The organism is Methyloferula stellata AR4, assembly GCF_000385335.1.
Classification (GTDB): Bacteria; Pseudomonadota; Alphaproteobacteria; order Rhizobiales; family Beijerinckiaceae; genus Methyloferula; species Methyloferula stellata.
The window spans coordinates 1901418-1927816 of record NZ_ARWA01000001.1 but is presented as its reverse complement, the minus strand read 5'-3'; the positions used below and the strand labels follow the sequence as shown (position 1 = coordinate 1927816).

Genomic DNA, 26399 nt, shown 5'->3' with positions numbered 1-26399 from the left:
TGGAAACGCACTCGCACATTCATCCAGCCATTTGGAAAGCCCTGCCGCGATGACGATGCATACAGAGTCCTATAGCCACGCCGAGGACGCGGAAAACCGCAATGTCCTGCGGTCCATGCTGCGCGGTTTCCATTGCCGCTGTCCGCGATGCGGCGAAGGCGCGATGTTCAAATCCTATCTCGAGGTCAACGACCATTGCCCGGTGTGCGATCTGGCGCTCTTCCATCAAAGAGCCGATGACGCGGCGCCCTATTTCGTGATCCTCATCGTCGGCCACATCATTATCGGCAGCTTGCTCTTCGTCGACAGCACCTGGCACCCCGCGGTTTGGCTTCAGACGCTGATCTGGATTCCGCTGACCATCATTTTATCGCTTCTCTTATTGCCGCGCGCCAAGGGGACGATCATCGGCCTTCAATGGGCCAATCGCATGCATGGATTTGGCGGCGGCGCCGACAGTACGCCTTGATGCCTCGTGCGACGACTTGCGAAATTACCGCTCAACACATAGTCTTCGGCATTATTTAAATCATTCGCGGCAAGCCGGAGACGGGGCGCGGTAAAACGCATCTCCACGCGGCAAAATTGGTTTGATTCGATGCTGTTGTTTTCCCGCAATGGATAACCCCTCCGTTCAGATTCAAGGCTTGATCCCGGCCGATCCTTCACCTTGGGAAGTCGTGCCGCCCGGCGAAGCGCAGGCCACGCAGACGATCGAGGCGGCGCTTGCCGCACTTGTGCGCGCCGGCGCCGCAAACGGGCCAGCCCGCAGAGATGCGCATCCCAAGGCACATGGCTGCGTCCGTGCCGAATTTCGCGTGCTCGACGATTTGCCATCCTCGCTGCAGGTTGGCGTCTTCGCGGGGTCGCGAACCTATCAGGCTTGGATCCGCTTCTCTAACGGTTTCGAGACGCCGCAAGACGACAAGATCGGCGATGCGCGCGGCATGGCGATCAAACTGATGGGCGTCGAAGGCAGTTCTTCCGGCACGCAAGATTTTCTGATGATCAATAATCCGACACTTTTCGTCCGCGACGCCATCGATTATGTGGCCTTTCAGGGGGCGACCGATCATCCGCTGCGGTTTTTCTTTCCGAGCTGGAATCCCTTCACATTCCGACTGCGCGAACTGTGGGTGATGCGCGCGATCATCAGCCAGACCGTCACCAATATGCTGAACATCCGCTATTGGAGTGTCACGCCTTATCTTTACGGCGATATTCCGTGCAAGTTCTCGGCGAAGCCCGCAGGGCCTGCATTCGCCTTCAACGAAACCGTAGGGCCTAACTTTCTGCGCGACAATCTCGCGAAATCGCTGAACGCGGCAGAAGCGACATTCGATTTCTGTGTTCAACTTCGAACGCAGCCGGAGTCGATGCCGGTCGAAGATCCAAGGATCGAATGGCGCGAAGCGGATTCGGCTTTCATTCCGGTCGCACGCATTACCATTCCGAAGCAGAGCTTCGAGACGCAAGAGCAGACGGCCTTTTGCGAAAACCTCTCCTTCACGCCGTGGCATGGTCTCGACGCGCATCGGCCGCTTGGCGGCATCAACCGCGTGCGCAGAACGGTCTATGAAACGATCTCCCGGCTTCGCCACGACATCAACGCTACGCCGCGCGAAGAGCCGACAGCTCGGACACCGCTATAAGTGCCCACTGGTCAGGACGCGTCAGCAGGTTCCGGACGATCTCAAAGATCCAAGATCGCCATCGACGGAGACGAAGCGCGGCCAGACTTGATTGCGTCCATTGCGCTTGGCCGCGTAAAGCGCCGCGTCGGCGCTGGCGATGATATCCGTGGCATGCACGTCGCAGCCCGGTTGGGCGCAGGCAACGCCGAAACTGGCGGTGACAACGGAGCCAGGCGCAAGCGCCGGATGCGGAATGGCGGCGCTTTCGAGAGCCTGCCGCATACGCTCGGCAATTGTGATGGCCCTCGCCAATGCGGTCTTTTGAAGAACCACGATGAACTCCTCGCCGCCGAAGCGGAAGGCATGATCGGCCTGGCCGCGCAACTCGGCCTGGATAATGCCGGCAACACGTTTGAGGCAGATATCGCCTGCTTGGTGTCCGGCCGTATCGTTGAACATCTTGAAATGATCGATGTCGAGCAGCACGATGGAAAATTCGTCGGACGAGCCGATGGACTGCTCGCAAAATTCCAAAGTTTCTTCCAGCGAACGGCGGTTGCCGAGCCCTGTCAAGGCGTCGCGCCGACTGATCATGTCGAGTTCGCGGTTCTGTATGCGGCCCCGCAGCGACAACAGGTAATGCAAACGCAGATCGCGCTCCATTGAATAGGAAGCGATAAGAGCAAAAATGACGGCGCCGCCAAAAACCATATTGATCGCGACCTGCTGGCCGATCGAATAGCCGTAATATCTTTCCAGCGAAAAGGCGTGTACGGCCAGGAAGGCGAGACACGTCGGCGCGAGATATAAGAACCTTATCCTCTGTACGACTGTCAGGAAGAGTACGACCAGGATCATCGATTGGTGCAAGGTGGCTTGCGGCGCAGGCACGCTCATCGCCATGAGATAAAGGATGGTCACCGTCGCGAGAGCACCCCCGCCGATGCACATGAGGCTTTCGCGGAGGAAAACCGGCGGCGACGTATAGAGGATCGTAATCAGAACAAGCGCCAGTGGCGTAAAAAAGATCAGTCTCACCCAAAGCGCTGTCGAAAACAGCTCCGGCGTCGCCCACCAATCGGCGATGGCGAAAAGATCGTATATAATGATTCCAATATAGGCGCGAATGATGAGTTCGCGGCATCTTTGTTTGCCGGTGTCTTGTTCGAAGAGCGTTTCCAGCTTCGGCGAGAACCGCAGCAGCCAGTGCCTCGACACAATGGCTTCTTCGACAGCCTCGAGATCGGTGCCCTCGGGCAGAGACATATCTGCGACAACGCCCGGCGTGCTTATGGCCGTGTCCCCTCTCAGCAAGTCAAGTGCAGAGCAAAAATAGACCGTAAGGCCCAGGCGGCGTCAATTCACGGCGAATATCGAACCCGCCGCAGGCATCTAGCACGATCGGCTGCGTTTCAAAACGCTCATCGGCCGGTGAACCGCGGCCTGCGTCTTTCGAAAAACGCGGCCATGCCTTCTTTCAGATCTTCGGAGGAAACGGCGAGCCCGAACAAATCGGCTTCGAGCCGCAGCCCCTCGGACTGCGTCATCTCCATTCCGGAGTTGACCGCCTCGAGCGCGTAGCGGACCGCCAGCGGCGCATTGGATGCGATGGTCAAAAGCACGGCCTCCGCCCGATCGATCAACTTACCCTTGGGAACGACCTCATCGACGAGGCCGATCCGGCAGGCTTCCTGCACATCCATCATATCGCCCGACAGAATCATCTGCAGCGCGCGTCCCTTGCCGATCAGGCGCGGGAGCCTTTGCGTGCCGCCGAAGCCGGGGATGAGTCCCATGCGCACCTCGGGCTGGCTGAGCCTCGCGTGCTCCGCGGCGATGCGCATGGTACAGGCCAGCGCCAATTCGCAGCCGGCGCCGATGGCATATCCGTTCAGCGCCGCGATGACCGGCTTGCCGAGCGTTTCGATGAGATCCATCAAAGCCTGCCCCTCGCGCGCCAGGGCTTTGGCCTCGGCGGCAGTCAGTCCGCTCAGCTCGTCCATGTCGGACCCCGCCGCGAAAGCCTTGTCGCCACTTCCCGTGAGGATGACGCCGCGTATGGCCTCATCGGCGCGAAGCTCTTGCATCGCCGCGGCGAGTTCCGCGATCACCCGCCGGTTCAACGCATTGAGGACGTCAGGCCGGTTGAGCGTGATTTGCGCGATCGGCGCGGTTTTCGCGATAAGAAGAGTGTCGAACGAGCCTAGCCCTGGCATACGGCGGTCCTATAAAATCTAGAGGCTTAGGAATCACGATGACACGGAATTAAAGTCAAAACCGGAGCCGGTGAAGGGATATTGAGGCAAGACTTTAAAATTGCCGGATTTCCCTGATAGTCAGGATGAACATGGCCAAATAGACCTTTTGGCCATCACCCTTGCGGATTTAACAGAGGCAAATTTGCGTGTTTAACGACGAAGAGCCGGCATCCTTGCGTTCGGACTCCTGCCCTGATGACAATCGGGACTCGCTCCCGTTTCATCAAATATGCTTGTCCACGGGACAACTTAGCCGGTCATAGTGTCATCATTGACGTAAAAGATTGGAATTATTCCCAAGGAGTACCGGATCCGGCGATGCTTCGAGGCTTGGGAAGCCACGCTGGATTTAGACCTGGGCCGATCTGCTCAAGTATTGCGGTCCCGCCTTGTGGCTTTTGCTATAGGTAGTTATACTTATTAGAGGGATTTTCCACGGTGCACCATCCTTTGTCTCTGAACATTCCATACTGCGTTCTTGTGGGTTTGCAGCATGTTCAACGGGTGTAATTTCAAGGTCGTTGTCCCAACGCGGGACAGTGAACGTTGGATTGGTCAATTTCTAAAAGCATACCGAGCGATCGGAATAGAGCCGCTCTATATCGTCGATTCAAGAACCCGTGATCGGACGGAAGCTGTACTGAGAGATGCCGGCGCGGATATCCGCCTCTTTGAGCCCGGTGGCGACTTTGTCGAATTCGGCATGCCTGCATTTGCGTCGCAAATGGTGAGCGAGGATTGGATCTATCGCCTGGACGATGATGAATTTCCGTCCACCGGGCTATTGCGATGGGCACAAGAGATCGGATGCCAATCGAATCGCACCGGCTGGCACCTGTCCCGGCGCGAGCTTTTTCGCAAAAAAGATCGCATCGTCTACAGCCGCCTGTGGTCGCAATTCTACACCGTCTCAGACCCAACTTATCTCAACGCGCAACTGCGGCTCTACCGGCATCGTGACGTCGATTATTGCAACGAGATCCACACTCCGGGCTTTAGACTTCCGCAAGAAAACACCGGCTACGCGCCGCAAGACCATTATTTCATTCACTGCGATGTTCTTTTACGCAGCGCCGAAGAGCGACTCGAAAAGCTACGCCGCTACGAGAGACTGCGCCCCGGCTCAAGCTGGAAGTTCGGCTATAATTATCTGCCCGAGCTTCTCGCCGATGAAGAGCATCCCGCGGCACCTATCGAAACGGACCAATTCGACTCCCTGCTCGCGTCTCTGCCGCAGCCGCTGCAAACGCAACATGTCGCGCTCATTCCAAGCGAACTTGACGCGCTTCAATCTGCGATCTCTGGATTCAGGAGAGAGTTGGAAACAGGCCCGCGGCGTGCCCGGATAATGAATCACTGGCTCGCTACCAAACCCATTGCTTGGGTGCTGTGTGCGCTCGCGAAGATTTTGAATCCTCTCGAACAGTCTGTGACCCGTCGTTGTACCTTTAGCCATCGCCTTCAAGAACTCGGCACGGATATATGGTATTGCGCCGACGTGAGACGATCCAGACGTAAGCTCACCTGGCATCGCCGCGCATTGGCGGCATGCAGGCTCATTCCGGCCGACTCGTAGATCGTTGCCAGCGCAAGTCGAAGGCGGCATCGCAGAATGTCCCACATTTGGCAGCCTGAACCGCCGATCGTACAAGAACGACCCACGCTCTCATATTCCACGCATTTGGAGCGCCGCAGCGATCTCGTCGAGGACGGTCGGATCTTCAATCGTCGCAGGCATGTTCCAAGGGTTGTGGTCGGCGATTTTCTTCATCGTACCTCTCAGTATTTTGCCTGAGCGCGTCTTGGGCAGACGCTTGACCACGATGGCGAGTTTGAAGGCGGCCACGGCGCCGATGTTGTCTCGGACCGATTGAACGAGCTCGCCTTCGATATCCTCCGGCTTTCGGGTTACACCGGCCTTTAAGACGGCAAATCCGCAGGGGCATTCGCCCTTCAATTCGTCTTTTATCCCGATGACCGCGCATTCCGCGACATCGCGATGCGCCGCCAAAACTTCCTCCATTCCGCCCGTCGAAAGCCGATGGCCGGCGACATTGATGATGTCGTCGGTTCGGCCCATCACGAAAATATAGCCATCCGCGTCAACGAAGCCAGCGTCCGAGGTTTTATAATAACCGGGAAATTCGGCGAAGTAGCTGTCCTTCATACGCTCGTCCTGCTGCCAGAGGGTCGGCAAAGCACCGGGCGGCAAAGGCAGTTTGATGACGATCGAGCCCATATGCCCGCGCGCCGCCAGTTGGGCGCCTTCATCGACGACTGCGACCTCATAGCCGGGCATTGCGACGGTGGCCGATCCATGCTTGACCGGCAAGCCGCCGAGACCGACCGGATTTCCGGCGATGCACCAACCCGTCTCGGTTTGCCACCAATGATCGATGATCGGAATCTTCAGAACCGCTTCGGCCCATTGCACCGTATTCGGATCGGCACGCTCGCCGGCGAGAAACAAAGCGCGCAACGACGAGATGTCGTATTTGCGAAGCAGGCTTGCATCGGAATCTTCTTTGCGGATGGCGCGGAAGGCCGTCGGTGCCGTGAACAGGCTTACGACTTTATGTTCGGCGATCACGCGCCAAAAAGCGCCTGCGTCGGGAGATCCGACGGCCTTGCCTTCGTAGAGCACCGTCGTAGCACCCCGGAGCAAGGGGGCATAGACGATGTAACTATGACCGACGACCCAGCCGACATCGGATGCGGTCCAGAACACTTCGCCCGGGGAAATATTGTAAAGATGCGGCATCGACCATGCGAGCGCGACCATGTGGCCGCCATTGTCGCGCACGACTCCCTTCGGAATGCCGGTGGTCCCCGACGTGTAAAGAATATAGAGCGGATCGGTCGCCCTGACCTCGACGCAGGATGCCTCGCGCCCTTCGGCTTCGGCTTTGGCGATTGCATCGGACCAGTCATAATCGCGCCCGGAGACGAGCTCGGCTTCAGCCTGCGCTCGCTGCCAGACGAGGCAGGCCTTCGGTTTGACATCCACCATATCGATCGCCGCGTCGAGCAGCGGTTTATAAGGAACGATGCGGCTGCCCTCGAGGCCGCATGATGCCGTCAAGACCAGTTTCGGCCGCGCATCGTCGAGCCTTTTCGCGAGTTCCTTTGCGGCGAAACCGCCGAAGACGACGGAATGAATGGCGCCGATGCGCGCGCAAGCCAGCATGCCGAAAAGCGCTTGCGGAATCATTGGCATGTAAATGACGACACGATCGCCTTTGCCGACGTTATGCTCTTGCAGCACCGCCGCGAGAGTCGCGACCTCGTCGCGCAGTTCGGCATAAGTGATCTTCCGGACGATGCCGGTCACGGGGCTGTCGTAGATGATTGCGATCTGCGCTCCCCGTCCCGCCGCGACATGCCTGTCAATGGCGTTCCAGCAGGTGTTGCAGGTCGCATCGGGAAACCAGTGGCCGTAAACGCCGGCGTCGGGATCAAACAGCGTGTCCGGCGGTTTGATCCAATCGATCGCTTGCGCCGCGTTGCGCCAAAAATCATGCGGATCGCTCTGCCAGAGCTGATACGTCTCATGATAACGGCTGCTCATGATGTCCTCCCGGCCCCTTGCGGGTTATGTCATGCGAAGCGCCACATTTTTACGGGCACTGGGAGTGCCTCTTGTTTGAGCTGGACAGGCAGGAGGCGTTTGCCTCCAGTCTTCAGTTTTTTAATCGCATCGGATTGGTCCGAAAACCGCTTCGCACTTTTCGGTCCGATGCTTTAACGCCGGGGCATGCCGTCCGGCGTAATGGTTCTGACGATCGAGCTATCGAGCGTCTCGTAGCTTTGATAATCGATCGTCGCATAAAGTTCGGTGCGCGTTTGCATGCGCTCGAGCTCGTTCTGCGCGCCGCCATCGCGTTTGATCGCGGCATAGAGATGTTCGTGGGCTTTCGCCGCGACCCGGAGCGCGCTGACCGGCCAAATCACCATGGCATAGCCCATGGCTTCGAATTCGGCCGCCGTGAAGAAGGGCGTCTTTCCAAACTCGGTCATGTTTGCGAGAAGCTTCACACCCGGCATCCGGCGCGCGAATTCCGTAAACATTCCCGCGTCAGTCAGGGCCTCAGGAAAAATCGCATCGGCACCGGCCTCGATATAGAGCTTGGCGCGTGCGACGGCGCCGTCCATGCCTTCGCTTCCAGCCGCATCGGTGCGCGCGATGATAGCGAGATGACGCCTGGCCTTCGCAGCCGCTGTGACCTTGGCGGCCATATCCCGCGGATCGGCAAGTTTCTTGTCGTTGAGATGACCGCATTTCTTGGGCAGAAGCTGATCTTCGATATGAACGGCGGCGGCGCCGGCATCTTCGAAGGTCCGCACCATGTGCATGACGTTCAGGATTTCGCCATAGCCGGTGTCGCCATCGACCAGAACCGGAAGATTGGAAGCGCGTGCGATCTGCCGGATGAAGAAAGAGACCTCATCGACCGTAATGACACCAAGATCCGGGAGGCCCATCGAAGCCGTCATCGCCGCGCCGGAGAGATAAAGACCTTCGAAGCCGGCGGCGCGGGCCTGTTGCGCGGCAAGCCCATTGTAGGCCCCTGGCAATTGCAGGATCTGCGGCCGCGCGAGCAGCGCACGAAAGCGAACACCTGCGGGCTGATCAGGAAGGTCGGCCGCGACGAGATAGGTCATAGGCTCAATTTCCCTTTTCGGCCATGGCGCCGCCGCGCTGTGCCAAGGGTGTGAAGGGACGCGGCTCCGGTCCAGTGTAATTGGCGGTCGGCCGGATGATCTTGCCGTCTTCGCGCTGTTCGATGACATGCGCCGCCCATCCCGTGGTCCTTGCGATGACGAAGAGTGGCGTGAACATGGCTGTCGGTACATTCATCATATGATAGGAGACCGCGCTGAACCAATCGAGGTTGGGAAACATCTTCTTGCCCTCCTGCATGACGGTCTCGATCCGCTCCGCAATGTCGTAAAGCGAGGTTGTTCCGGCCTGCTCCGAAAGGCTTCTGGCGACTTGTTTGATGACCTGATTGCGCGGATCGCCGATCGTATAGACGGGATGCCCGAAGCCGATCACGACTTCCTTCGCGGAGAGCCGGCGCTTGATATCGATGTCTGCCTCGTCCGGGTTCGCATAGCGGCGCTGAATTTCGAGAGCGACTTCATTGGCGCCGCCATGTTTGGGACCGCGCAACGCGCCGATCGCTCCGGTGATCGCCGAATAAATGTCGGAGCCCGTGCCGGCGATAACGCGGGCGGTGAAGGTCGACGCATTGAACTCATGTTCGGCATAAAGGACCAAAGACGTATGCATCGCACGGACCCATTCGGGCGACGGCTCTTTGCCGTGAAGCAGATGCAGAAAGTGGCCGCCGATGGTCTCATCATCGGTTTCGACTTCGATATATTTGCCGTTATGCGACAAGTGATACCAATAAAGCAGCATCGAGCCGAGACTCGCGATCAGCCTGTCGGCTATGTCGCGAGCGCCCGCGGCCGGATGATCGCCATTCTCCGGGAGCATGCAGCCGAGCGCGGAAACGCCGGTGCGCAGAACGTCCATAGGATGCGTCGCGGCGGGCAAGGTCTCGAGAGCTTTGCGCACTCCCTGCGGCAGACCACGCAGGGCGCGCAGCTTCGTCTTGTAGGCGGCTAACTGCGCTGCGTCGGGCAAGGAGCCATGGACGAGAAGATGCGAAATCTCTTCGAACTCGCAACTCTCCGCCAGATCCAGGATATCGTAGCCGCGATAGTGGAGATCGTTGCCGCTGCGCCCCACCGTACAGAGCGCCGTATTTCCGGCAACGATGCCGGATAGAGCGACCGACTTCTTGGGCGGCGGGGCCGCCAATGATGGCGCGGCCGCTTCAACGCTCGACATGAAAGCTCTCCCTTAAATTATACCCGTGTTCGCATCGTTTGGCGTGGAACAGCGGATGTCTTCTCAACTAGAAAAGGCCCGGATGCCCCTTGGCAAGCGTAGCCGCTGGAACAGCCACATTAAGGAGAAGAAGCTCCTCGGGCTTAAGCGAAGAAAGACGCTGCACGAGCTCCAGGAAGCGCTTCGCCTCGCCGGCTTCGATCAGGCCCTCGGTCAAAGTCTCGAACTTGCGGATATAGTCAGGCCGTTTCCACGGCGTCGCGCCAAGCGAATGCGCATTGGCGACGGCGAGTTCGTCGGCGATCTCGGTTCCATCTTTCAAGCGAATAATGATCCTGCCGCCGAACGCCTTTAAAGTCGGGTCCGGCGTATGATAGCGCTCGGTCCAGCGCGGATCCTCGACTGTTTTGATCTTCCGCCAGAGCCGCACCGTGTCAGGGCGTTGCGCCCGCTCGGGCAAATAGGAGCGCACATGATGCCAAGAGCCATCCTGCAGCGCGACCGCAAGGATATACATGATCGAATGATCGAGCGTTTCGCGTGATGCCGTCGGATCGAATTTTTGCGGATCCTTCGAGCCGGTGCCGATCACGTAATGCGTGTGATGACTTGTCTCGACGACGATCTCCTCGACGGCCTCCCAATCGGTGATCTCTTTGCCGAGTTTGAAGGCAAGGTCGATCAAAGCCTGACTTTGATATTCGGCGGAATGTTCTTTCGTATAAGTATCGAGAATCGCGCGCTTCGCCTCTCCCGGACTGGGTAAAGGCACATGATAATGGGCGCCAGGCCCGTCGAGCATCCAGGCGATGATTGCATCTTCGCCTTCGTAGATCGGGCTCGGCGCGCCTTCGCCGCGCATGCTGCGGTCGACGGCTTCTATGGCCAATTTCCCGGCATGCGCTGGCGCGAAAGCTTTCCAGGAGCTGATTTCGCCCTTGCGGCTTTGGCGCGTCGCGGTCGTTACATGCAGTGCCTGCTGCACGGCTTGATAGATGACTTCCGTTTCGAGACCAAGGAGTGTCCCCAATCCGGCCGCGACAGAGGGTCCCAAATGCGCGACGTGATCGATCTTATGTTCGTGCAGGCAGATAGAGCGGGTCAAATCCACCTGAATTTCATAGCCGGTCGCCAAACCGCGCACGAGGTCGTGGCCGCTGCGATTCATCTGCTGCGCGACCGCCAGGATGGGCGGAATATTATCGCCTGGATGGCTATATTCGGCGGCGAGAAATGTGTCGTGATAATCGAGCTCGCGGACTGCGACGCCATTGGCCCAGGCGGCCCACTCGGCATGGACACGAATATCTGCCGGTGAGCCGAAAAGCGTGGCACCGCCGGCGCGCGAATGAGCCAGCGCCTGATCGCGTGCGGTCACGACCGGATGCCGGTTGACGGAAGCAATCGCCACCGATGCATTGTCGATGATACGATTGATGGCCATCTCGGTCACGTCGGCTGAAACTTCCACAGGGTCGTTTGCCACTTCGGCGATCTTCCAAGCCAATTGCGCGTGGCGCGGCAGACGCTCGCTTTCTGGATGTACGTTCACATCATAGGTCTGCATCGATCGCCTTTGCCTGGGGTGAATGTTACTAAATTTCCAGTCGATGTTTTGGGGGTGACCACTTTAAGGTCGCGCGAGCCCGATCTTTGACAGACAGAACTCCAGGGTACGCAATCGGCGAGGCATTGCAAATCCGCCAAAAGGAATGCCAGGCCGAAATTTTCGCCAAGCCCTGCCCTCTCGCGATTAAGAGGATCTCATGTTCAAAGCCATTTTGGTCGACCAGACGGACGGCGGGACCGAAGCTGTTCTCTGCGATCTCGATGAAGCCCGTCTGCCGGAAGGCGACGTCACGGTCGCCGTTGAATACTCAACTTTGAATTATAAGGACGCACTCGCCATCACCGGCAAAAGTCCGATCGTCCGTAAGTTTCCGATGGTCCCTGGTATTGATTTCGCCGGCACCGTCGAGACAAGCGCCGATCCTCGCTTCAACCCTGGCGACCGCGTGCTGCTCAATGGCTTTGGCGTCGGCGAGTCGCATTGGGGTGGTCTTTCGCAACGGGCGCGCGTGAAGGCGGATTGGCTCATTCCGGTACCGGAGACGCTCAGCACAATGCATGCGATGGCGCTCGGAACGGCCGGCTACACGGCGATGCTCAGTGTCATCGCGCTCGAACACCACGGCCTCTCGCCGGATAAAGGCGACATCGTCGTCACCGGCGCGAGCGGCGGTGTCGGCGGCGTCGCGATCCTCATTCTGCACCGCTTGGGTTATCGCGTCGTCGCGTCCACGGGGCGCGTGCAGGAAGCCGATTATCTGCGCGGTCTCGGCGCTGATGAGGTGATAGACCGCGCCGAATTGGCGGCGCCGGGAAAGCCGCTTGCCAAGGCGCGCTGGGCGGGAGCCATCGATAGTCTCGGCAGCCATACGCTCGCCAACGCTTGCGCGGCAATGAAGGACAATGGTGTCGTGGCAGCCTGCGGTCTTGCACAAGGCATGGATTTTCCGGCCTCCGTCGCGCCATTCATCCTTCGCGGAGTCACGCTCGTTGGCATCAACTCGGTTTATCGCTCCAGGGCTGATCGGCAGGAGGCCTGGGACCGCCTCGCGCGCCAGATCGATTTCGCCGCGCTCGACCGCATGTCGCAAACCATTCCCTTGGCGGATGCGATAGATGCTGCCCGCGATCTTCTTGATGGCGAAGTCCGAGGCCGCTTAGTGATCAGCATGCCAAATACGCAGACAATGGCGTGAGTTGCATCACGGCAGTCCGTGTGTGAATCTTATAAAAAGTAATGAGCCAATGGCAGCTCGGAATCATGTCGACGCGGCATCAGCTTTTCGCAGCAGGCGGGAGGCTTCCGCAGCAAAGCCCCTGCTGCCGGCTCCATTCCAACGATTTAGAGCGATTGCATGTCTTATCCATTGGAGACTTACCAAGACGGCTAAGGCTACCCATATGTGTGTAGCCTGCGGATACATGATTAACGAGCCGCTTTCAGGGTGTCTTCTTCCTTCGCAGCCTGCGCGCCGGAACTTAGCTACCTTGGGGGCACTCTCCCTTTGCCGTGCGATTAACTGTCCACAGGATTGAAATCGAAATAGGACGCCACCGAGGCCGCGCTAAACTCTGCCGCGGCGAACCCAAAATCGGATCATCCATGTCTATGGCATTTCCCCCGCTTGACCCCGAGTACGATGCTTTCCTGTATGCCATCATTTGCAGCGAGAAGAACGGGATGCAGCTTACGATGGCCTCCGCGATCGCCCGTTCCGGCTGCGATCCCTGGAAGGAGGCGGCGCGCATTTCAAAAATGCCAAAGGATATGGCGCTCCAGGTCTTAGCGCTTTTGATGCCGGATCAGCCTGCGGCAGGTGAAAAGGCAACGAATAGCCAAATTACAATAGATCGGCTTTTCGCCTTGCTGCCGAAGCCAAAGCCGGTTCTCGCCATAGGAAAGCCGGTTCTCGCCATAGGCAAGAGAGAGGCGGTCCAAGCGGTGCGCGGCAATCGTGTGAGCGTCATTTTTATCCTCGCATTCTGCACCGCCTTGATCTTCGCGCAGATACTGATCAAAACCTCCCATCACAATGTTGAAGGTCAGACCGGCGCCCCCGCCGCGGCTGCGTCCACCGAGACCGTCCCCGCCGAGTCCGCCCCTGCCGAAACCGCCCAATGATCTCGCTTGAGCTCCAGTCCGGCTGGTGCTGCTGATCTGCTATGGCCAGTCAGTTGCCGATTGCAGCCGAATTGATGAGCCCGATCGTTACATGCGGCGCGGAGAAACCAAACGCCCCATCGCTTCTGACACCGTTGGCTTGGTCCTAAGGTTTGGCAAGCTGACTCCTGATCGCTTGATCGATCCAGGCCTTGTCGCTGATATTCGCCTTTTCGGCAGCATGTCGAAGCCGGTCGTAAAGCGGCGGCGGCAGAGGGACATCGACCAGAATATCTTCTTCAATATTATTCGGCCCCCTATAGATGAAGTCGGCGAGATTGGACGCGAAATGGCGAACCCGCTCGGCCTTGTTATCGTCGGAAAAAGTGGGATTTGCGTCGATGCGGGCACAATAGGCCATGACCAGATGATCTAGAATATCTCCATTTTTTATGCCTTTCGCTTTCATCCGATCTATCGCGCTCTTCAATGGCGTGCTGATGGTCGGCTCGCTCCCCGGCAATTCATCGGAGCTTAGACTCGGCTCACTGCTTCCTTTGGCGGCCTCTGCGGCCGGGCATTTGAAAGCGGCCCAGACAGGCTGAGGTGCAGAGACCATCGCCATGACGGCCAGGACCTTGAACATTCGACGACAATCATTCACTGCACAGCCTCCATGGATAGGATTGTTACAGAATCTTTGGCGACCGCTGCCAAAAAGGGCACTGGACCAATTGCGTCACTTTCACGCCTTCACGGCCTTGTCCTCTGAACGATCATCCGCCCGGATCCGGATCAAGAATGCGGCAGCGGGCAAAACGGCAAAAGATAAGCTATGCGACGGTTCAGCGGATGAACGATGACAATGTATCTCTTCGTGAGAAAATATTCATAGCGCGCATATTGAGGGAGAGCCTTGGTCAGAGCATGGGGCACTCCCGCGATTTTTTGGCGGGGGTCGATTTTTGAACCGACGCTCAGGAGTTTACGCCTATCTATTCGCCACGGCGGATGATCTGCTTCAATCGATCTCGCAATTGCATTTAGAGTAACACCGCTCACAGTTGGTTTGATGTCACCTCGGTTGCAAGCTTTCAGCTTGGCAGAAGCTTGCGAATGAAAGGTCAGTGCCAGTGCAAGGCCCAACGTCAAGCCAAGGTGCAGGGTGCTTTTACGCATTGCAGGGCGGAAGCAAGACACGCGTACGGCCATCCGAAGCTCCATTTCCGACCGGCAATGTCAGTCGATATGCCCGCGCGGCCGGCGCCATCTCAATAGGACATCAGCACCGGCATGCCGGTTTGATTTAACAAAGAAAGTGTCGTCCCACCCAGCAGAAACTCCGCGATCCGCGAATGCCCGTAGCAGCCTGTGACGAGTAAATCGGCACCGCATTCGCGAGCATGTCGTAGCAAGATATCGCCGGCATCTCCCTTTTCGTGAAGACAGGTGACCGATACTTTTGCGCCATGCCGCGCAAGGTGCTCGGCGATTTCGGTCCCAGGAAGCTCTTCATTACGATCCCCCTCACGCGTCTTCGGATTAACGGCGACAACCTCGGTCTGTTCGGCCTTCACGATAAGAGGAAGAGCATCATTAACCGAGCGTGTCGCCGCGCGGCTCGCATCCCAGCCAATCACGATCCGCGTTCCTATCTTCGAACTATACGTATCAGGCGGCACAATCAGCACCGGTCTCCCCGAGAGAAAGATGACTTGTTCCGCAGATTCTCGAACCAGAGGAAATCTTTCATCGTCAAGTGGATTGCTTCCGACGATGCAAAGATCCTTGTAACGCGCCATAGACGACATCGCGTCTCTAGCGGGGCCGTTGTGACATCGCCACTCGCCTTGGATATCTTTTTCACGAAGCGAACGCTCGAAACGCTCTTGCGTTTTTAACATCTCATCCAAAAGAGCCTGGTCGATACGCTGATTGACCTCACTTATGGCGGCTGCGGAGGCCAAACCCAATTCGCCAGCCTGAATGGATGCTTCGTGAGCCATGCTTTGATCTCGAACATAGAGCCCGGTCAGCCGAGCCCCATGCCGCCGCGCCAATTCAGCCGAAAGGTCGAGTCGCGCAAAGCCCGTTTCGGTATGATCGAGGCGAACTAAAATGTCTTTCAATGCCATGTCAGAAACCGCCCTCTCCTTGTGCTCTGTCCTCACCCTGTGCGGACGATATAGCCGCTGCGATCCGACTTAGTCAGCGACTTCAGACGCTCTGACTATTCTTTCAGACATGAAGCCTTCGTGGCATCTCGCGCTTTGGTGCCATGGCGGCGAGTGCAGTAACCGGAATGCTTGACCCCATTTGGCGTGCTAAGAAGGCCACAGGTTGCTGCCGTCAATGCTATGGCTTGACGTCATCGCGCTGCCCCTGGCTCACCCACCATGTAAGACCACCGAGCGCAATGATCACCAGCGTGACAGCCGTCAAAAGCAATGGTGATTGATCGAGCCACCCAAGAGCCGGCACCGCAAGGAATAGAGCGACGCCAACCGCGCAGATCTGCCATACCCTTGCCTGGACGCCGGCTACGAAAGTGCCGAGCGCCAACAAGATCATCATAGCGAGTGAATTGGCGTTGGCGTTCAGCACGCCCCGCACGCCGCTATTGTAGAGTAGATAAATGGCGATTATTAAGGCGCCCCAATTCAGAGCCAGAGAAGTGACCAGCGCCAGCCGTGCTTGTCTTGTTTCAAAATGGCGCCATCCTGCGACGATCGAAATGACACCGAATATCGGCGTCAGAATAACCCAATAAGCGACAGGCAAACGAAAAGCCAAGCCCACGAATGCGAGCAACAGCATTGCGATGAATGGCGAGTCATGAAGCAGCCAGCGGACGGTAACAGACATATTTGACGGCCTCAGTATGCATGCGACTTCGATTAAAGCTGCGAGGCGATCACCTTAAAGGTGCATTGCGTGCCTGTAATGCCATTGCGACGAGCGCAGCACCACCAAACAGCATGTCGATACCGACGAGGAGACCTAGCGCCCAGACCAGTGTACCCGGGAAACCGGAAATAATGATGCCGGCAAGGATCAAATCGACGACGCCATTTAGCATCATCCACTCCCATTTGCCCGACAGCTCGCGGCGATGCTCAAAAGCAAGAGCGATCGTCATAATGCCGTCGACGATGAAAAAGGCTGTCAGAACAAAGGTAAGGGTTGCCATGCCTTGCAATGGGTTCCACAGCAATATGCCACCGGCGACGACCGCGGCGCATGCCGATAGCAGCGACCATCCAAAGCCTGGCGCATGGCGTGTTCGGAATGTCGAAACGAGACCTGCCACGCCCGCGATAAGAAACAGCCAGCCGAGGAAGACCGTCGCGGCAAGACCGGCGATGGGGGGAATAGCAATCGCTCCGAGTCCGAGCAGACTTAAAATAATCCCCTCTGCGAGAAATACCCCCCAGTGGTCATGCATTGATTGGGTCAAAGCGGGGAATGTGGCAGCAGATAGCTTGAGCGGAGGCATGATGCGCCCTTCTTCGTTCGTGATGAGATGATAAACGCAAATTTATCTTGTTAGCTGGACTTTATGCGGCCGTTAGCTTTCGAGCGGATTCTCAAAATCGCGGCACTAGCGGCAGGTACCTTTATTGTTCCAGGCGATATTGGGGCGGTCAACGGGATTACTTGCAAGGCATCAAAACGGGCGTGCCAACTTTGTTCAACAAAGTGCCGGCCATGCCCTTTAGAAATCAGCGCCAAATCCACCTAGGTGTCGCAGTAGAATGCCTAATTATTAATACACCGATCAAGATCGACCCACCGCGTCGATTACTGATGCTACCCGGAAAACGTTACCGCGAGTTGTGCCAGATCAAATCGATCCGTCGCTGACATTATATGGTTTATTTTTATGTGGGCGTCGCAGTTTTATAATGGGAGAGGTTCTCGTGATAACGAGCCTTCAAAGGATGGGAAATCGCGCAGCCTTCGAGAGACATACAGCTTTTGTGCGCGATCATTAAAAATATGTCGAGCGTATCGGCGTTATCATCGGCCAAATCGGGTAATCAGTGCAACCGCAGTAGTTTCCTTCAATCGGCATAAGGACCTAGCGTGATGACCAACAAATTCGATGAAGTCCAGAAATTAGGGAAGGAACAGCTTGAGACGGCGAGTTCTGTTGCCGCTTCGCTTGCGAAGGGGCTCCAGACGATTGCCGCCGAAACAACTGATTTCTCCAAGGAGTCTCTGGAGGCGAACGCGGCGTATCTGGAGAAACTGCTGACGGCAAAATCGCTTGAGGACCTGATTCAAATTCAGTCCGAATACGCGAAGTCTAACTATGAGCGATTTGTGGCTCAGGCGGCGAAGATCGGCGAACTCTATTCCAGACTTGCCAAAGACGTTTCGAAGCCTGCGGAAGCCGTTTTGTCCAAGCTGCAAACGATCGATGGATTCAAGGCTCCAGATTAATGGCTCCAGATTAATATTGTAGCCGCGAAGACGTCGGAAGCATCGAGAAACGCGGCCCGGATGCGATTGGTTTCGATCCCGGCGTGGCTGGTCCTATATCTTTGCATCTGGCCGCAACGGCGGTCACTTTGAACCTGGCGTCCTGCAGATTGCTTGTCCGGGAAGATCATTTCGAACGTGACGATTTTCGACGCCCAGGCGAGCTGCACGTCATCTTGAACATGCGTCGCGAGTTTCGCCGGAAGGCTGCGATGATAAGAAAATTTATGGGTATCTGGCCGTTCAATGGGGAACGGAAATCCGATGCTGCTCGAGCGAATAACGCCGTGCCCACGCGGCGATTCTGACCAGGATTCTCATCGCTTTTTGGCCCAAAGGAGCCAGATCACTGAAGTGACCTGATAAAAGGCGGAGGATAACATTCGCGGAGAGTTAAAATTGGAGCGGGTGAAGGGAATCGAACCCTCGTATGCAGCTTGGGAAGCTGCCGTTCTGCCATTGAACTACACCCGCGCATGGCATCGGCGGCAGAGATAAGCCTACGCTGCCTTTCCTTTCGCATCAAGCACTTATCGAAATCATCAACCCGCGCTTTATGTTATTGAGATCGCGCTGATTTCGCCATCCATCCACATGTGTGAATACGGCGTGCGATCCCGAGCGACGGACGATTACGCCTACGGATTTGCAGGCCGGCCACCGAACAGCCTTATTGCGCCATGATACATGAGCCCGTCTTGCGCTATGCAGTTCGAGAGGCACTTGTAGACGGTGATCGTTTCCGAGCCCCGCCGGTACGGCAAAGCATCAAATGCGCGTCGTATTCGCTAACCAACTGCGCGGTATCGCCGCGCTTTGTGTCGTCGTTACGCATTATCTGGGCGTCTTCTGGAACAATTCCGACATCATAGGCCAGATCACAAGCACGCCCGCTCAGAATCCGCCGACTCCCACTTTCATTTCCGCACTGAAAAATGTTTTTAGCCTCATCTCGTTCAACCCCGGGGCTTTCGGCGTCGGCCTATTTTTCTTGATCAGCGGATTGGTTCTCCCCTTCTCGCTGGCGCACCATACGTCTTTGACCTTTCTCGCCGCGCGCGCTTTGAGAATTTATCCTACCTATTTCGCGGGCTTCGCCCTCCAGCTTTCCGTTATCGCTGCGAATGCGCATTTTTGGGGACTGCCTTTTGTCCATTCGAATAAAGAGATTCTGGCTAATGCGTTTTTGATCGAAGACCTGCTCTATCTGCCCGTTTTCGACACGGTCAATTGGACCTTGCTGACAGAGCTGAAGTTCTATGTGATCATGGCGCTTATCGCGCCTTTTATCCGGCTCGGATCATTGGCCGCTCTATATTCGGTGGCGCTCGCGCTGACCGCGGCGACTATGCTGGCGCTCTCCCCGATCATCCAGGCGAACGCCGCGTTTTTGGTTTTCATGCTGATCGGCGTGCTGTTTCATTACCGCTTGCGCAACTTGATCACGGCAAAGGCCTTGATCGCAGGAATAGCCGCGTTTTCGCTGATGTTCGTCATCTGCTGGAAATATGGCGTTTATGCCAATTTGTTTCCCGCGATCACCATCAACTATTTTTATGCTCTTATCGTGTTTTCCGCTCTCTTCGTGATGCGCGACTCGATTCGAAATGTCGCCATTCTCGACCGTCTGGCGGATATAAGCTATCCGCTCTATCTCATTCACGCCTTGATCGGCTATTCGCTTCTGAAGCTGTTGATGCTGGCCTGCGGCTTGGGTTTTCCGCTTGCTCTGGCGCTGACTTTGGCGATTGTCTTGGGACTGTCTGCGGGTCTCCATAAAGCTATTGAAAAGCCGACGATCGCTGCCGGACGCTATCTGTCCTCGCGCAAAAAAGCGCAGGAAACGAATGATCCCGTGCCGAGAAGCGCCGAATAGACTTTGGCATCTTTGCAAAGAGCAAAGCCGCCCTTCACGAATGACCGAACCATGCGCCCCAATGTCTTTTCAATCCCGCCCGGCGCGCCTTTTCTGAAGACGTTTGTCAAAGCCTTGCTCGACGGCGAGATCATCGCGGGTTTTTCACGCGCGCTTGGCCCGCTCGAGATCGCCGACGCGACAATCTATGTGCCGACACGACGCGCGGCCCGCGCGCTGGCGGATGAACTGGCCCACGCCCTCGATCGCCCGGCGACGCTTTTGCCGCGTCTCCTGCCGCTTGGCGCGCTCGACGCGACCGAGACAGATCTTTTCTTCGAAGAAACGGGCCTCGATTCCCCGCTCGATCCCGATCTGCCGCTCGCTGCCAACGACATTTTGCGGCGCATGCTTCTATCCGATCTCGTGCTGGCCTGGGCGGCGAGCCTGCCCCATGCCATCGTCTCGATCGATGCAGCGGGCAACCGCGCCATCGATCCCGATGAGGTGCCGATCGTCGGTAAATCGCCCGTCGATGCCTGGCATCTCGCCGCGGAACTCGCAGGCCTGATCGACGAATTGATCATCGAAGATGTCGAATGGACGAGGCTCGATCCGCTGGTCTTGCCGGAATTCGACATGTATTGGCGCATCACAATCGAGTTTCTCGATATAGCGATCCGGCAATGGCCGCATATTCTCGATGCGCGAGGCTTGGTCGACCCGGCACGCCGCCGCATGCAACTCGTCGATGCGCAAAGCGCGCGCATTCTCTCCGGCCGTGCGGGCCCCGTCATCGCCATCGGCTCGACTGGCACCAATCGCGCCACCGCGCGACTTCTCGCAGCCATCGCGCGCGCGCCACAAGGCGCCGTCGTCCTGCCGGGGCTCGATGTCCATCTCGACGAAGCGGCGTGGACTCTCATCTCGGCCGGTGTCAGCGAGGGCACGGAACCTTGTTTCGGCCATCCGCAAGCGGCGCTGGCGCGGCTCCTGCCGGCACTCGCGATCAAGCGCGAGGAGGTCACTCAGGTCGGCGATCCAACGCCTGCACTCGCGGCACGGCAAAATTTTGTGTCCGAGGCCTTGCGCCCGGCCGATACGACCGATCTCTGGCGCTTCTATCGCGAAGCGGTGAGCGATGCCGATCTCGCGCAGGCGCTCGAAGGCGTCACGCTGATCGAGGCTGCGGATGAACGCGAAGAAGCGCTTTGTCTCGCCATCGCCCTTCGTGAAGTCCTCGCGCATCCGCATGAGACGGCGGCGCTTGTCACGCCGGATCGCGAGCTTGCGCGGCGCGTGAAGGCGGAACTCGCACGCTGGGCGATAGAGGTCGACGATTCCGCCGGCGAGACATTGAGCGCAAGCCCGCATGGGCGGCTCGCAAGGCTCATCGCAAGCGCGACGCAAGACCACGTCGATCTTCTTGCCTTGCTGCAACATCCCTTGGCACGGTTTGGATTGCCGCGGGACAAAATCGAAGCCCTATGGCCGCTTTACGAAATCGGCATCGCGCGAGCGCCCATCAGCTTCGATCTCTCCGATCCGGCGAAGACCGTGGCCACCGCTCGCGAGGCGGCGCAAGGAAAATCGCATCCGGCCCAGAGGCGGATCGCGGATCGCGAGTGGGCTTTGCTTGAAGATCTTTTGCGGCGCCTCAAAAGCGCCCTGGCGCCGCTGCATGAGCTTCAAGGCAGCTACGCTCTGCCAGCTTGGATCGATGCGCATCGGCGCGCTTTCGCGGCAGCGACCAAGGGCGAGGATGGGATCGGCAGCGGCGGCGAAGACCGCGACGCGCTCGACATGCTTTTCGACGAATTGGGCGCCCACGCATCCCAGCGCATGATGTTCGAGGCCGAATCCTACGCCTATTTTTTCATGCGCGTCGCGCAGGAGACGCGTCTGCAAGGGCCTGCCCGCGCGCATCCAAGGCTGAAGATTTTCGGCCTGCTTGAAGCGCGCTTGATGGAAGCCGACGTCATGGTACTTGGCGGGTTCGACGAAACAATCTGGCCGCCGCAGGCGCAAAGCGACGCCTTCCTCAACCGGCCCATGCGTGCCGAACTGGGTCTGACGCCGCCCGAACGCAAGATTGGTCAGACCGCCCATGATTTCACGCAGGCCATGGGCAGCCGGCGCGTTATTCTCTCGCGCGCCGCCAAACGCGGCGGGACGCCGACGGTCGCCTCCCGTTTCATTCAGCGCCTCGCAGCGCTTGGCGGCCCTGCATGGGAAACCTCTGTCACGCGCGGCGAAAGCATTCTCGCGCTCGCCCGCGCAATCGACCGGCCCGAAACCGGGGCTAAAACGGTCAAGCGTCCGGCGCCGAAACCGCCGCTTGAGCTCCGGCCCACGCGGCTCAGCGTAACGCGCATCGAAATGCTGCGGCGCGACCCTTATGCGATCTTCGCCGAATCCATTCTAAGGCTCGCCGAACTGCCGCCTATCGCGCAAGAGATCGAATTGCGCGCCGTCGGCATGGTCATGCACGAGGCTTTGGCGAAGTTCACCGAACTTTATCCGTCCGGCCCCTTGCCGCCGGAAGCTGGCACCGTGCTGACGGCGTTGTTGAAAGATCTTTGCGCCATCTATCTGCAAGATCCGCAATTTGCAACCTTCCGTTGGCACCGCATCGAAGAAGAGATCGCGTTTCTCTTGAACGTCGAAGCGGTGCGGCGCAAGACGATCACCCATATCGACGTGGAGATCCAAGGCACGCTCGATATTCCCCTAAGCGATGGATCGGTCTTCACGCTCTCGGCCATCGCGGACCGGATCGAACATCTCAGCGACGGCAGCCTCGCCATCCTGGATTACAAGACCGGCGCGCCGCCCGGCCTCAAGGAAGTGCAAGTCGGCTTCGCACCGCAATTGACGCTTGAGGCCGCCATGGCGGAACGCGGCGCATTCGGTCCGGCGTCACCTGTGAGGGAGGCGCTTTATCTGAAGCTCGGCGGCGCCAAGAGTTTCGAACGGCTGCTTCGCTTTGAAAAAGGCAAAGTCGCTTTTGAAACCGTCGTGCAGAAACATTACGACGATCTCGTCCTTCTGCTCAATCAGTTGCGCGATGAGTCTCAGCCCTATCCGGCCCGGCCTTTTCCGAAATATGCGGCACGCTACAATGCCTATGATCACCTGGCGCGCGTCAAGGAATGGAGTGCCGGCGGTATTGACGAGGGCGCGGCATGACACTCGCCAATGACATTCCGCACGATACGCGGGTCCGGCAGCATAATGCGTCGGACCCCGCGCAATCGGTCTGGGTCTCGGCCAATGCGGGCTCGGGCAAAACGCATGTTCTCGTGCAGCGCGTCTTGCGCCTGCTGCTCAATGGCGTGCCGCCCGCCAAAATCCTGTGCCTGACCTTCACGAAGGCGGCGGCGGCCAATATGGCGCAGCGCGTGTTCGAAGCGCTGGCCGAATGGACGCGGCTCGACGATCAGGCTCTGCGCGCCGCCATTATCGAGACCGGCGCGACGGCGCGGGACAATGCGGTGCTGATCTTCGCGCGCCGTCTCTTCGCGCGAACGGTGGAAACGCCGGGCGGCCTCAAAATCCAGACCATTCATGCCTTTTGCGAAAGGCTCCTGCATGTCTTTCCGTTTGAAGCCAATGTACCCGCGCGTTTCGAAGTGCTGGAGGATTTGCGCCAGGCAGGCTTGCTCGAACAGGCGCGTCTCGACGTCTTGACGTATGCCGCGCAAGACAGAGGCATGCTTGGCGCGCATCTTGAGCGGCTTGTCACCGAAACCTCGGATGATGGTTTCGAGGGCATCGTCCAAGAGGCGATGCGCCATGCCTTTCTCTTCCGCAAAATGCCGCCCAGCGCGCATGAGGCGCGGCTGCGGCGGGCTCTTCTTCTGAGCCCGGACGACAGCACCGCTTCGGTCACACGGGAGATGATCGAAGGCGGCATTCCTCCCGCGCGCTGGAATGAGATCGCGGCTTTCCTCGATCAAAGTTCGAAGGTGACGGATCAGGGCCGCGCGGCTCTCTTTCGTGAAGCCGCTGGTACTTTGCGCATGCAGCAGCCGGAAGTGTGCGCCGATTTCTATCTGCAAATCTTCTTCACCGAAGAAGGCAAGGGCACGCCTGCTAAAAATCTTATGACCGGCACGCCGGCCAAAGCGCGCCCCGATCTCTTGGCCGAGTTGCAAAGCGAGCAGCGACGCCTTGAAACATTGCGCGACAAAGGCAAGGCCGTGGCGATTGTCGAACGCACGAACGCGCTTCTCGCCATCGCGCGTGAGGTTTTCGCACGTTACGAGCATTTCAAGGGTGCGCGGGGGCTCCTGGATTTCAACGATCTTATCGAGAAAACATTGGCGCTCTTGGCCCGCTCCGATGCGCGGTGGGTGCTCTATAAGCTTGATCGCGGCATCGATCATATTCTCGTCGATGAGGCGCAGGATACGAGCGAAGCGCAATGGAAGATCCTCAAAGAATTGATGAGCGATTTTGGCGTCGGCGCGGGCGCCGGATCGACGGCGCGCACATTCTTTGCCGTCGGCGACGACAAGCAATCGATCTTTTCGTTCCAGGGTGCGGCGCCGCATATGTTTCATCAGATGCGCCGCATGCTGGAGAAGAAATTCAAGGCCGGCAATGAGGCTTTCGCGCATGTCGAGCTGAACATGTCGTTTCGTTCGGTTCCTGCGGTCTTGAACGCGGTTGACAGGATCTTCGATCGGCCCGAGCATAAAAAGGGCGTCGTCGAGGATATTTGGATCGAGCACGCCGCTCTGAAACGCGACCTGCCGGGCCTCATCGAATTCTGGCCGCTTGCCGGCGCGCAGCAGCGCGATGCGCCCAGCGATTGGAGCCTGCCGCTCGACGCGCTCGACGAACAGGACCCGCCGAGCATCGTCGCAAATCGCATCGCGGCCAAGATCGCAGACTTGCTCGGCAGCTTCGGCGAATATGTCTTCGACTCGAAGACGAGACTGCCGCGCAATATCCGCGCGAGCGATATTCTGATCCTGGTGCGCACGCGCGGACCTTTTTTCGAAGCCGTGATCCGCGCACTGAAACAATCCAATGTGCCGGTCGCCGGCGCCGACCGCCTCGAACTCACCGCGCATATTGCTGTGATGGATCTCATCGCGGTGGGCCGCGTAGCACTTCTGCCGCAAGACGATCTCAGTTTGGCGACGGTCTTGAAATCGCCGCTCGTCGGCTTGGACGATGATGATCTGATGATGATCGCGCCGCGCCGCACCGGCAGCCTGTTCGAGGCTTTGGCTCAATCGCCGGTCGAGACGCACAAACAAGCCTTTGCCAAGGTTTCTACTTGGCGTCTGCGCGCGGCGAAAGACTTGCCCTTTGCTTTCTACATGCGGCTGTTAAGCGAGGATAATGGCCGCCGCGATATGGAAGCGCGTCTTGGTCCCGAGGCCTGCGATGCCATGGATGAGTTTTTGCGTCTGGCGCTTTTGCACGAGACGGAGCCGGCGCCCTCGCTCAGCCTGTTTCTCGACGGTCTCGAAAAGATCGATCTGACCGTCAAGCGCGACATGGAGACAAGTGCCGACGCGGTGCGCGTAATGACGGTCCATGCGGCGAAGGGGCTCGAAGCCAAGATCGTGTTTTTGCCGGATACGTGCGGCGCACCTGGTTCGCATCACGATCCGAAACTCTTTGCGCTTCGCGGTGCCGACGACGATACGATCCTCGCCTGGTCGCCGCGCAAGGCGGAGGATTGCACGGCTGTCGCGGTTGCACGGCAGCACGCGCGGGACACCGCTGAGGAAGAATACAGGCGGCTTCTCTATGTGGCGCTCACGCGCGCCGAGGAACGGCTTTATATCGCTGGCTTTCATGGTGCGCGTGCGCCGCAGCCCGAGTGCTGGTACGGCATGATTAAAGCCGCGCTCGAAAGCGATCTTGAGCCTTTCCCCGCATTTTGGAACCGGGAGGAAACGCTGCTGCGCCGCTTTTCGCCCGGCACGAGGCCGGTGCCGCCGCCCGTCGCACTTGCAGCGAAGCACGATGCGGCTCCGGCGCTGCCCGATTGCCTGCGCGCGCCTGTCGCCTATGAGGCCGCTCCACGTCCGCCGCTGCGGCCGTCGTCGGCGCTCGCCGCTGCCGATGCCTTCGAGATCAAGGCCATTTCGACGGCGCAGCGCGGGGCCATGCGGCGCGGTCAGTTGATGCATGTTTTGCTGCAATATCTGCCCGCGGTCGCACCTGAACGCCGATCGTCGATGAGCGAAGCCTTTCTCGCCGCGCGGGCAGAGGATCTAGAGCCGCTCGAACACGCCAAAATCGTCGAAGACGTCTTGGCCGTCATCGATGCGCCGGAGCTCGTCCAGCTTTTCGCGCCTGGCTCCAAAGCCGAAGTGCCGATCGCCGGGCGCATCATCCATAAGGGCACGCCTATCGACGTCATCGGCCAAGTCGATCGTATCGCCGAAAATGAGACGCATGTCTTGGTTGCCGATTTCAAGACCGGTCAGCCTTGCAACGCCGGTGACACGCCGCACGATTATTTGATTCAAATGGCGCTTTACCGCGCCGCTTTGGCACCGCTTTGGCCGCAAAAACAGCTGCGGATGCTGCTGATCTGGACCTATGGGCCAAAGATCGTGACATTGAGTGAATCCGCCCTCGACCATGCCCTGGCGGCGCTTTAGAGGAG

20 protein-coding genes and 1 tRNA gene are annotated in these 26399 nt (G+C 58.3%); 9 read left to right on the top strand and 12 right to left on the bottom strand.

All coding sequences use genetic code 11. The features are described 5' to 3' along the window. Positions 1 to 49: 49 nt before the first annotated feature. Positions 50 to 469, top strand: coding sequence for a DUF983 domain-containing protein (locus A3OQ_RS0109480; protein WP_020175148.1), 420 nt, complete (start codon positions 50 to 52; stop codon positions 467 to 469). Between the two features lie 148 nt (positions 470 to 617). Beyond that, on the top strand, positions 618 to 1652 hold the full coding sequence (locus A3OQ_RS0109475) for a catalase family protein (protein ID WP_020175147.1): 1035 nt from the start codon (positions 618 to 620) through the stop codon (positions 1650 to 1652). A gap of 21 nt (positions 1653 to 1673) precedes the next feature. Here the strand turns inward: A3OQ_RS0109475 and A3OQ_RS0109470 are convergent, their stop codons facing one another. Together A3OQ_RS0109470 and A3OQ_RS0109465 are read right to left on the bottom strand one after the other, a co-directional pair. Next, positions 1674 to 2900, bottom strand: a complete 1227-nt coding sequence (locus A3OQ_RS0109470; RefSeq protein WP_020175146.1) for a GGDEF domain-containing protein — start codon at positions 2898 to 2900, stop codon at positions 1674 to 1676. A gap of 155 nt (positions 2901 to 3055) precedes the next feature. Then, positions 3056 to 3850 carry an enoyl-CoA hydratase/isomerase family protein gene (locus tag A3OQ_RS0109465; protein ID WP_020175145.1) on the bottom strand — a complete coding sequence of 265 codons (795 nt, stop codon included), beginning with the start codon at positions 3848 to 3850 and terminating at the stop codon, positions 3056 to 3058. A gap of 535 nt (positions 3851 to 4385) precedes the next feature. On the opposite strand from A3OQ_RS0109465, the gene A3OQ_RS0109460 reads away from it, so the two are divergent. Continuing rightward, complete coding sequence (locus tag A3OQ_RS0109460) at positions 4386 to 5468, top strand: glycosyltransferase family 2 protein (RefSeq protein WP_020175144.1); 1083 nt, start codon at positions 4386 to 4388, stop codon at positions 5466 to 5468. Positions 5469 to 5558: 90 nt separating this feature from the next. On the opposite strand, the gene A3OQ_RS0109455 is transcribed toward A3OQ_RS0109460, so the two are convergent. The 4 genes from A3OQ_RS0109455 to A3OQ_RS0109440 form a co-directional block, all read right to left on the bottom strand. Further along, positions 5559 to 7460, bottom strand: a complete 1902-nt coding sequence (locus tag A3OQ_RS0109455) for a propionyl-CoA synthetase (protein ID WP_020175143.1) — start codon at positions 7458 to 7460, stop codon at positions 5559 to 5561. Positions 7461 to 7633: 173 nt separating this feature from the next. Further along, positions 7634 to 8554, bottom strand: a complete 921-nt coding sequence (gene prpB, locus A3OQ_RS0109450) for a methylisocitrate lyase (protein ID WP_020175142.1) — start codon at positions 8552 to 8554, stop codon at positions 7634 to 7636. A 4-nt stretch (positions 8555 to 8558) separates the two neighbouring features. Then, positions 8559 to 9752, bottom strand: coding sequence for a bifunctional 2-methylcitrate synthase/citrate synthase (gene prpC, locus A3OQ_RS0109445; RefSeq protein WP_020175141.1), 1194 nt, complete (start codon positions 9750 to 9752; stop codon positions 8559 to 8561). A gap of 67 nt (positions 9753 to 9819) precedes the next feature. Further along, a complete protein-coding gene (locus A3OQ_RS0109440; protein ID WP_020175140.1) occupies positions 9820 to 11319 on the bottom strand; it encodes an MmgE/PrpD family protein in 1500 nt (499 codons plus the stop codon). Positions 11320 to 11518: 199 nt separating this feature from the next. On the opposite strand from A3OQ_RS0109440, the gene acuI reads away from it, so the two are divergent. Both acuI and A3OQ_RS0109430 read left to right on the top strand, forming a co-directional pair. Further along, complete coding sequence (acuI, locus tag A3OQ_RS0109435; protein WP_020175139.1) at positions 11519 to 12517, top strand: acrylyl-CoA reductase (NADPH); 999 nt, start codon at positions 11519 to 11521, stop codon at positions 12515 to 12517. A 485-nt stretch (positions 12518 to 13002) separates the two neighbouring features. Next, positions 13003 to 13443, top strand: coding sequence for a hypothetical protein (locus tag A3OQ_RS0109430; protein WP_026595675.1), 441 nt, complete (start codon positions 13003 to 13005; stop codon positions 13441 to 13443). A 145-nt stretch (positions 13444 to 13588) separates the two neighbouring features. Here the strand turns inward: A3OQ_RS0109430 and A3OQ_RS24695 are convergent, their stop codons facing one another. The 5 genes from A3OQ_RS24695 to A3OQ_RS0109400 form a co-directional block, all read right to left on the bottom strand. Further along, positions 13589 to 13843 carry a hypothetical protein gene (locus tag A3OQ_RS24695; protein ID WP_161607324.1) on the bottom strand — a complete coding sequence of 85 codons (255 nt, stop codon included), beginning with the start codon at positions 13841 to 13843 and terminating at the stop codon, positions 13589 to 13591. A gap of 374 nt (positions 13844 to 14217) precedes the next feature. Then, on the bottom strand, positions 14218 to 14634 hold the full coding sequence (locus A3OQ_RS24380) for a hypothetical protein (RefSeq protein WP_152428377.1): 417 nt from the start codon (positions 14632 to 14634) through the stop codon (positions 14218 to 14220). Between the two features lie 59 nt (positions 14635 to 14693). Beyond that, complete coding sequence (locus A3OQ_RS0109410) at positions 14694 to 15557, bottom strand: universal stress protein (protein WP_020175135.1); 864 nt, start codon at positions 15555 to 15557, stop codon at positions 14694 to 14696. Positions 15558 to 15777: 220 nt separating this feature from the next. After that, positions 15778 to 16287, bottom strand: coding sequence for a hypothetical protein (locus tag A3OQ_RS0109405; protein ID WP_020175134.1), 510 nt, complete (start codon positions 16285 to 16287; stop codon positions 15778 to 15780). Positions 16288 to 16336: 49 nt separating this feature from the next. Continuing rightward, a complete protein-coding gene (locus tag A3OQ_RS0109400; RefSeq protein ID WP_020175133.1) occupies positions 16337 to 16918 on the bottom strand; it encodes an HdeD family acid-resistance protein in 582 nt (193 codons plus the stop codon). Positions 16919 to 17511: 593 nt separating this feature from the next. On the opposite strand from A3OQ_RS0109400, the gene A3OQ_RS0109390 reads away from it, so the two are divergent. Continuing rightward, on the top strand, positions 17512 to 17868 hold the full coding sequence (locus tag A3OQ_RS0109390; protein WP_020175131.1) for a phasin family protein: 357 nt from the start codon (positions 17512 to 17514) through the stop codon (positions 17866 to 17868). A gap of 439 nt (positions 17869 to 18307) precedes the next feature. On the opposite strand, the gene A3OQ_RS0109380 is transcribed toward A3OQ_RS0109390, so the two are convergent. After that, positions 18308 to 18381, bottom strand: a tRNA-Gly gene (locus tag A3OQ_RS0109380). 298 nt (positions 18382 to 18679) lie between these two features. Here A3OQ_RS0109380 and A3OQ_RS0109375 point away from each other — a divergent pair. Genes A3OQ_RS0109375 through addA form a run of 3 tightly spaced genes read left to right on the top strand, consistent with a single transcriptional unit; the run spans position 18680 to position 26394 of the window. After that, positions 18680 to 19783, top strand: a complete 1104-nt coding sequence (locus A3OQ_RS0109375) for an acyltransferase family protein (protein ID WP_020175129.1) — start codon at positions 18680 to 18682, stop codon at positions 19781 to 19783. Positions 19784 to 19834: 51 nt separating this feature from the next. After that, on the top strand, positions 19835 to 22951 hold the full coding sequence (gene addB / locus A3OQ_RS0109370; RefSeq protein ID WP_020175128.1) for a double-strand break repair protein AddB: 3117 nt from the start codon (positions 19835 to 19837) through the stop codon (positions 22949 to 22951). After that, a complete protein-coding gene (addA, locus tag A3OQ_RS0109365) occupies positions 22948 to 26394 on the top strand; it encodes a double-strand break repair helicase AddA (protein WP_020175127.1) in 3447 nt (1148 codons plus the stop codon). The genes addB and addA overlap by 4 nt, the downstream gene beginning before the upstream one ends. Positions 26395 to 26399 lie beyond the last annotated feature (5 nt).

Coding starts and splice junctions, on each gene's coding strand:
- A3OQ_RS0109480 (WP_020175148.1), top strand. CDS start 50: ATGACGATGCATACAGAGTCCTATAGCCACGCCGAGGACGCGGAAAAC.
- A3OQ_RS0109475 (WP_020175147.1), top strand. CDS start 618: ATGGATAACCCCTCCGTTCAGATTCAAGGCTTGATCCCGGCCGATCCT.
- A3OQ_RS0109470 (WP_020175146.1), bottom strand. CDS start 2,900: ATGTCTCTGCCCGAGGGCACCGATCTCGAGGCTGTCGAAGAAGCCATT.
- A3OQ_RS0109465 (WP_020175145.1), bottom strand. CDS start 3,850: ATGCCAGGGCTAGGCTCGTTCGACACTCTTCTTATCGCGAAAACCGCG.
- A3OQ_RS0109460 (WP_020175144.1), top strand. CDS start 4,386: ATGTTCAACGGGTGTAATTTCAAGGTCGTTGTCCCAACGCGGGACAGT.
- A3OQ_RS0109455 (WP_020175143.1), bottom strand. CDS start 7,460: ATGAGCAGCCGTTATCATGAGACGTATCAGCTCTGGCAGAGCGATCCG.
- prpB (WP_020175142.1), bottom strand. CDS start 8,554: ATGACCTATCTCGTCGCGGCCGACCTTCCTGATCAGCCCGCAGGTGTT.
- prpC (WP_020175141.1), bottom strand. CDS start 9,752: ATGTCGAGCGTTGAAGCGGCCGCGCCATCATTGGCGGCCCCGCCGCCC.
- A3OQ_RS0109440 (WP_020175140.1), bottom strand. CDS start 11,319: ATGCAGACCTATGATGTGAACGTACATCCAGAAAGCGAGCGTCTGCCG.
- acuI (WP_020175139.1), top strand. CDS start 11,519: ATGTTCAAAGCCATTTTGGTCGACCAGACGGACGGCGGGACCGAAGCT.
- A3OQ_RS0109430 (WP_026595675.1), top strand. CDS start 13,003: ATGCAGCTTACGATGGCCTCCGCGATCGCCCGTTCCGGCTGCGATCCC.
- A3OQ_RS24695 (WP_161607324.1), bottom strand. CDS start 13,843: ATGGCCTATTGTGCCCGCATCGACGCAAATCCCACTTTTTCCGACGAT.
- A3OQ_RS24380 (WP_152428377.1), bottom strand. CDS start 14,634: ATGGCCGTACGCGTGTCTTGCTTCCGCCCTGCAATGCGTAAAAGCACC.
- A3OQ_RS0109410 (WP_020175135.1), bottom strand. CDS start 15,557: ATGGCATTGAAAGACATTTTAGTTCGCCTCGATCATACCGAAACGGGC.
- A3OQ_RS0109405 (WP_020175134.1), bottom strand. CDS start 16,287: ATGTCTGTTACCGTCCGCTGGCTGCTTCATGACTCGCCATTCATCGCA.
- A3OQ_RS0109400 (WP_020175133.1), bottom strand. CDS start 16,918: ATGCCTCCGCTCAAGCTATCTGCTGCCACATTCCCCGCTTTGACCCAA.
- A3OQ_RS0109390 (WP_020175131.1), top strand. CDS start 17,512: ATGACCAACAAATTCGATGAAGTCCAGAAATTAGGGAAGGAACAGCTT.
- A3OQ_RS0109375 (WP_020175129.1), top strand. CDS start 18,680: ATGCGCGTCGTATTCGCTAACCAACTGCGCGGTATCGCCGCGCTTTGT.
- addB (WP_020175128.1), top strand. CDS start 19,835: ATGCGCCCCAATGTCTTTTCAATCCCGCCCGGCGCGCCTTTTCTGAAG.
- addA (WP_020175127.1), top strand. CDS start 22,948: ATGACACTCGCCAATGACATTCCGCACGATACGCGGGTCCGGCAGCAT.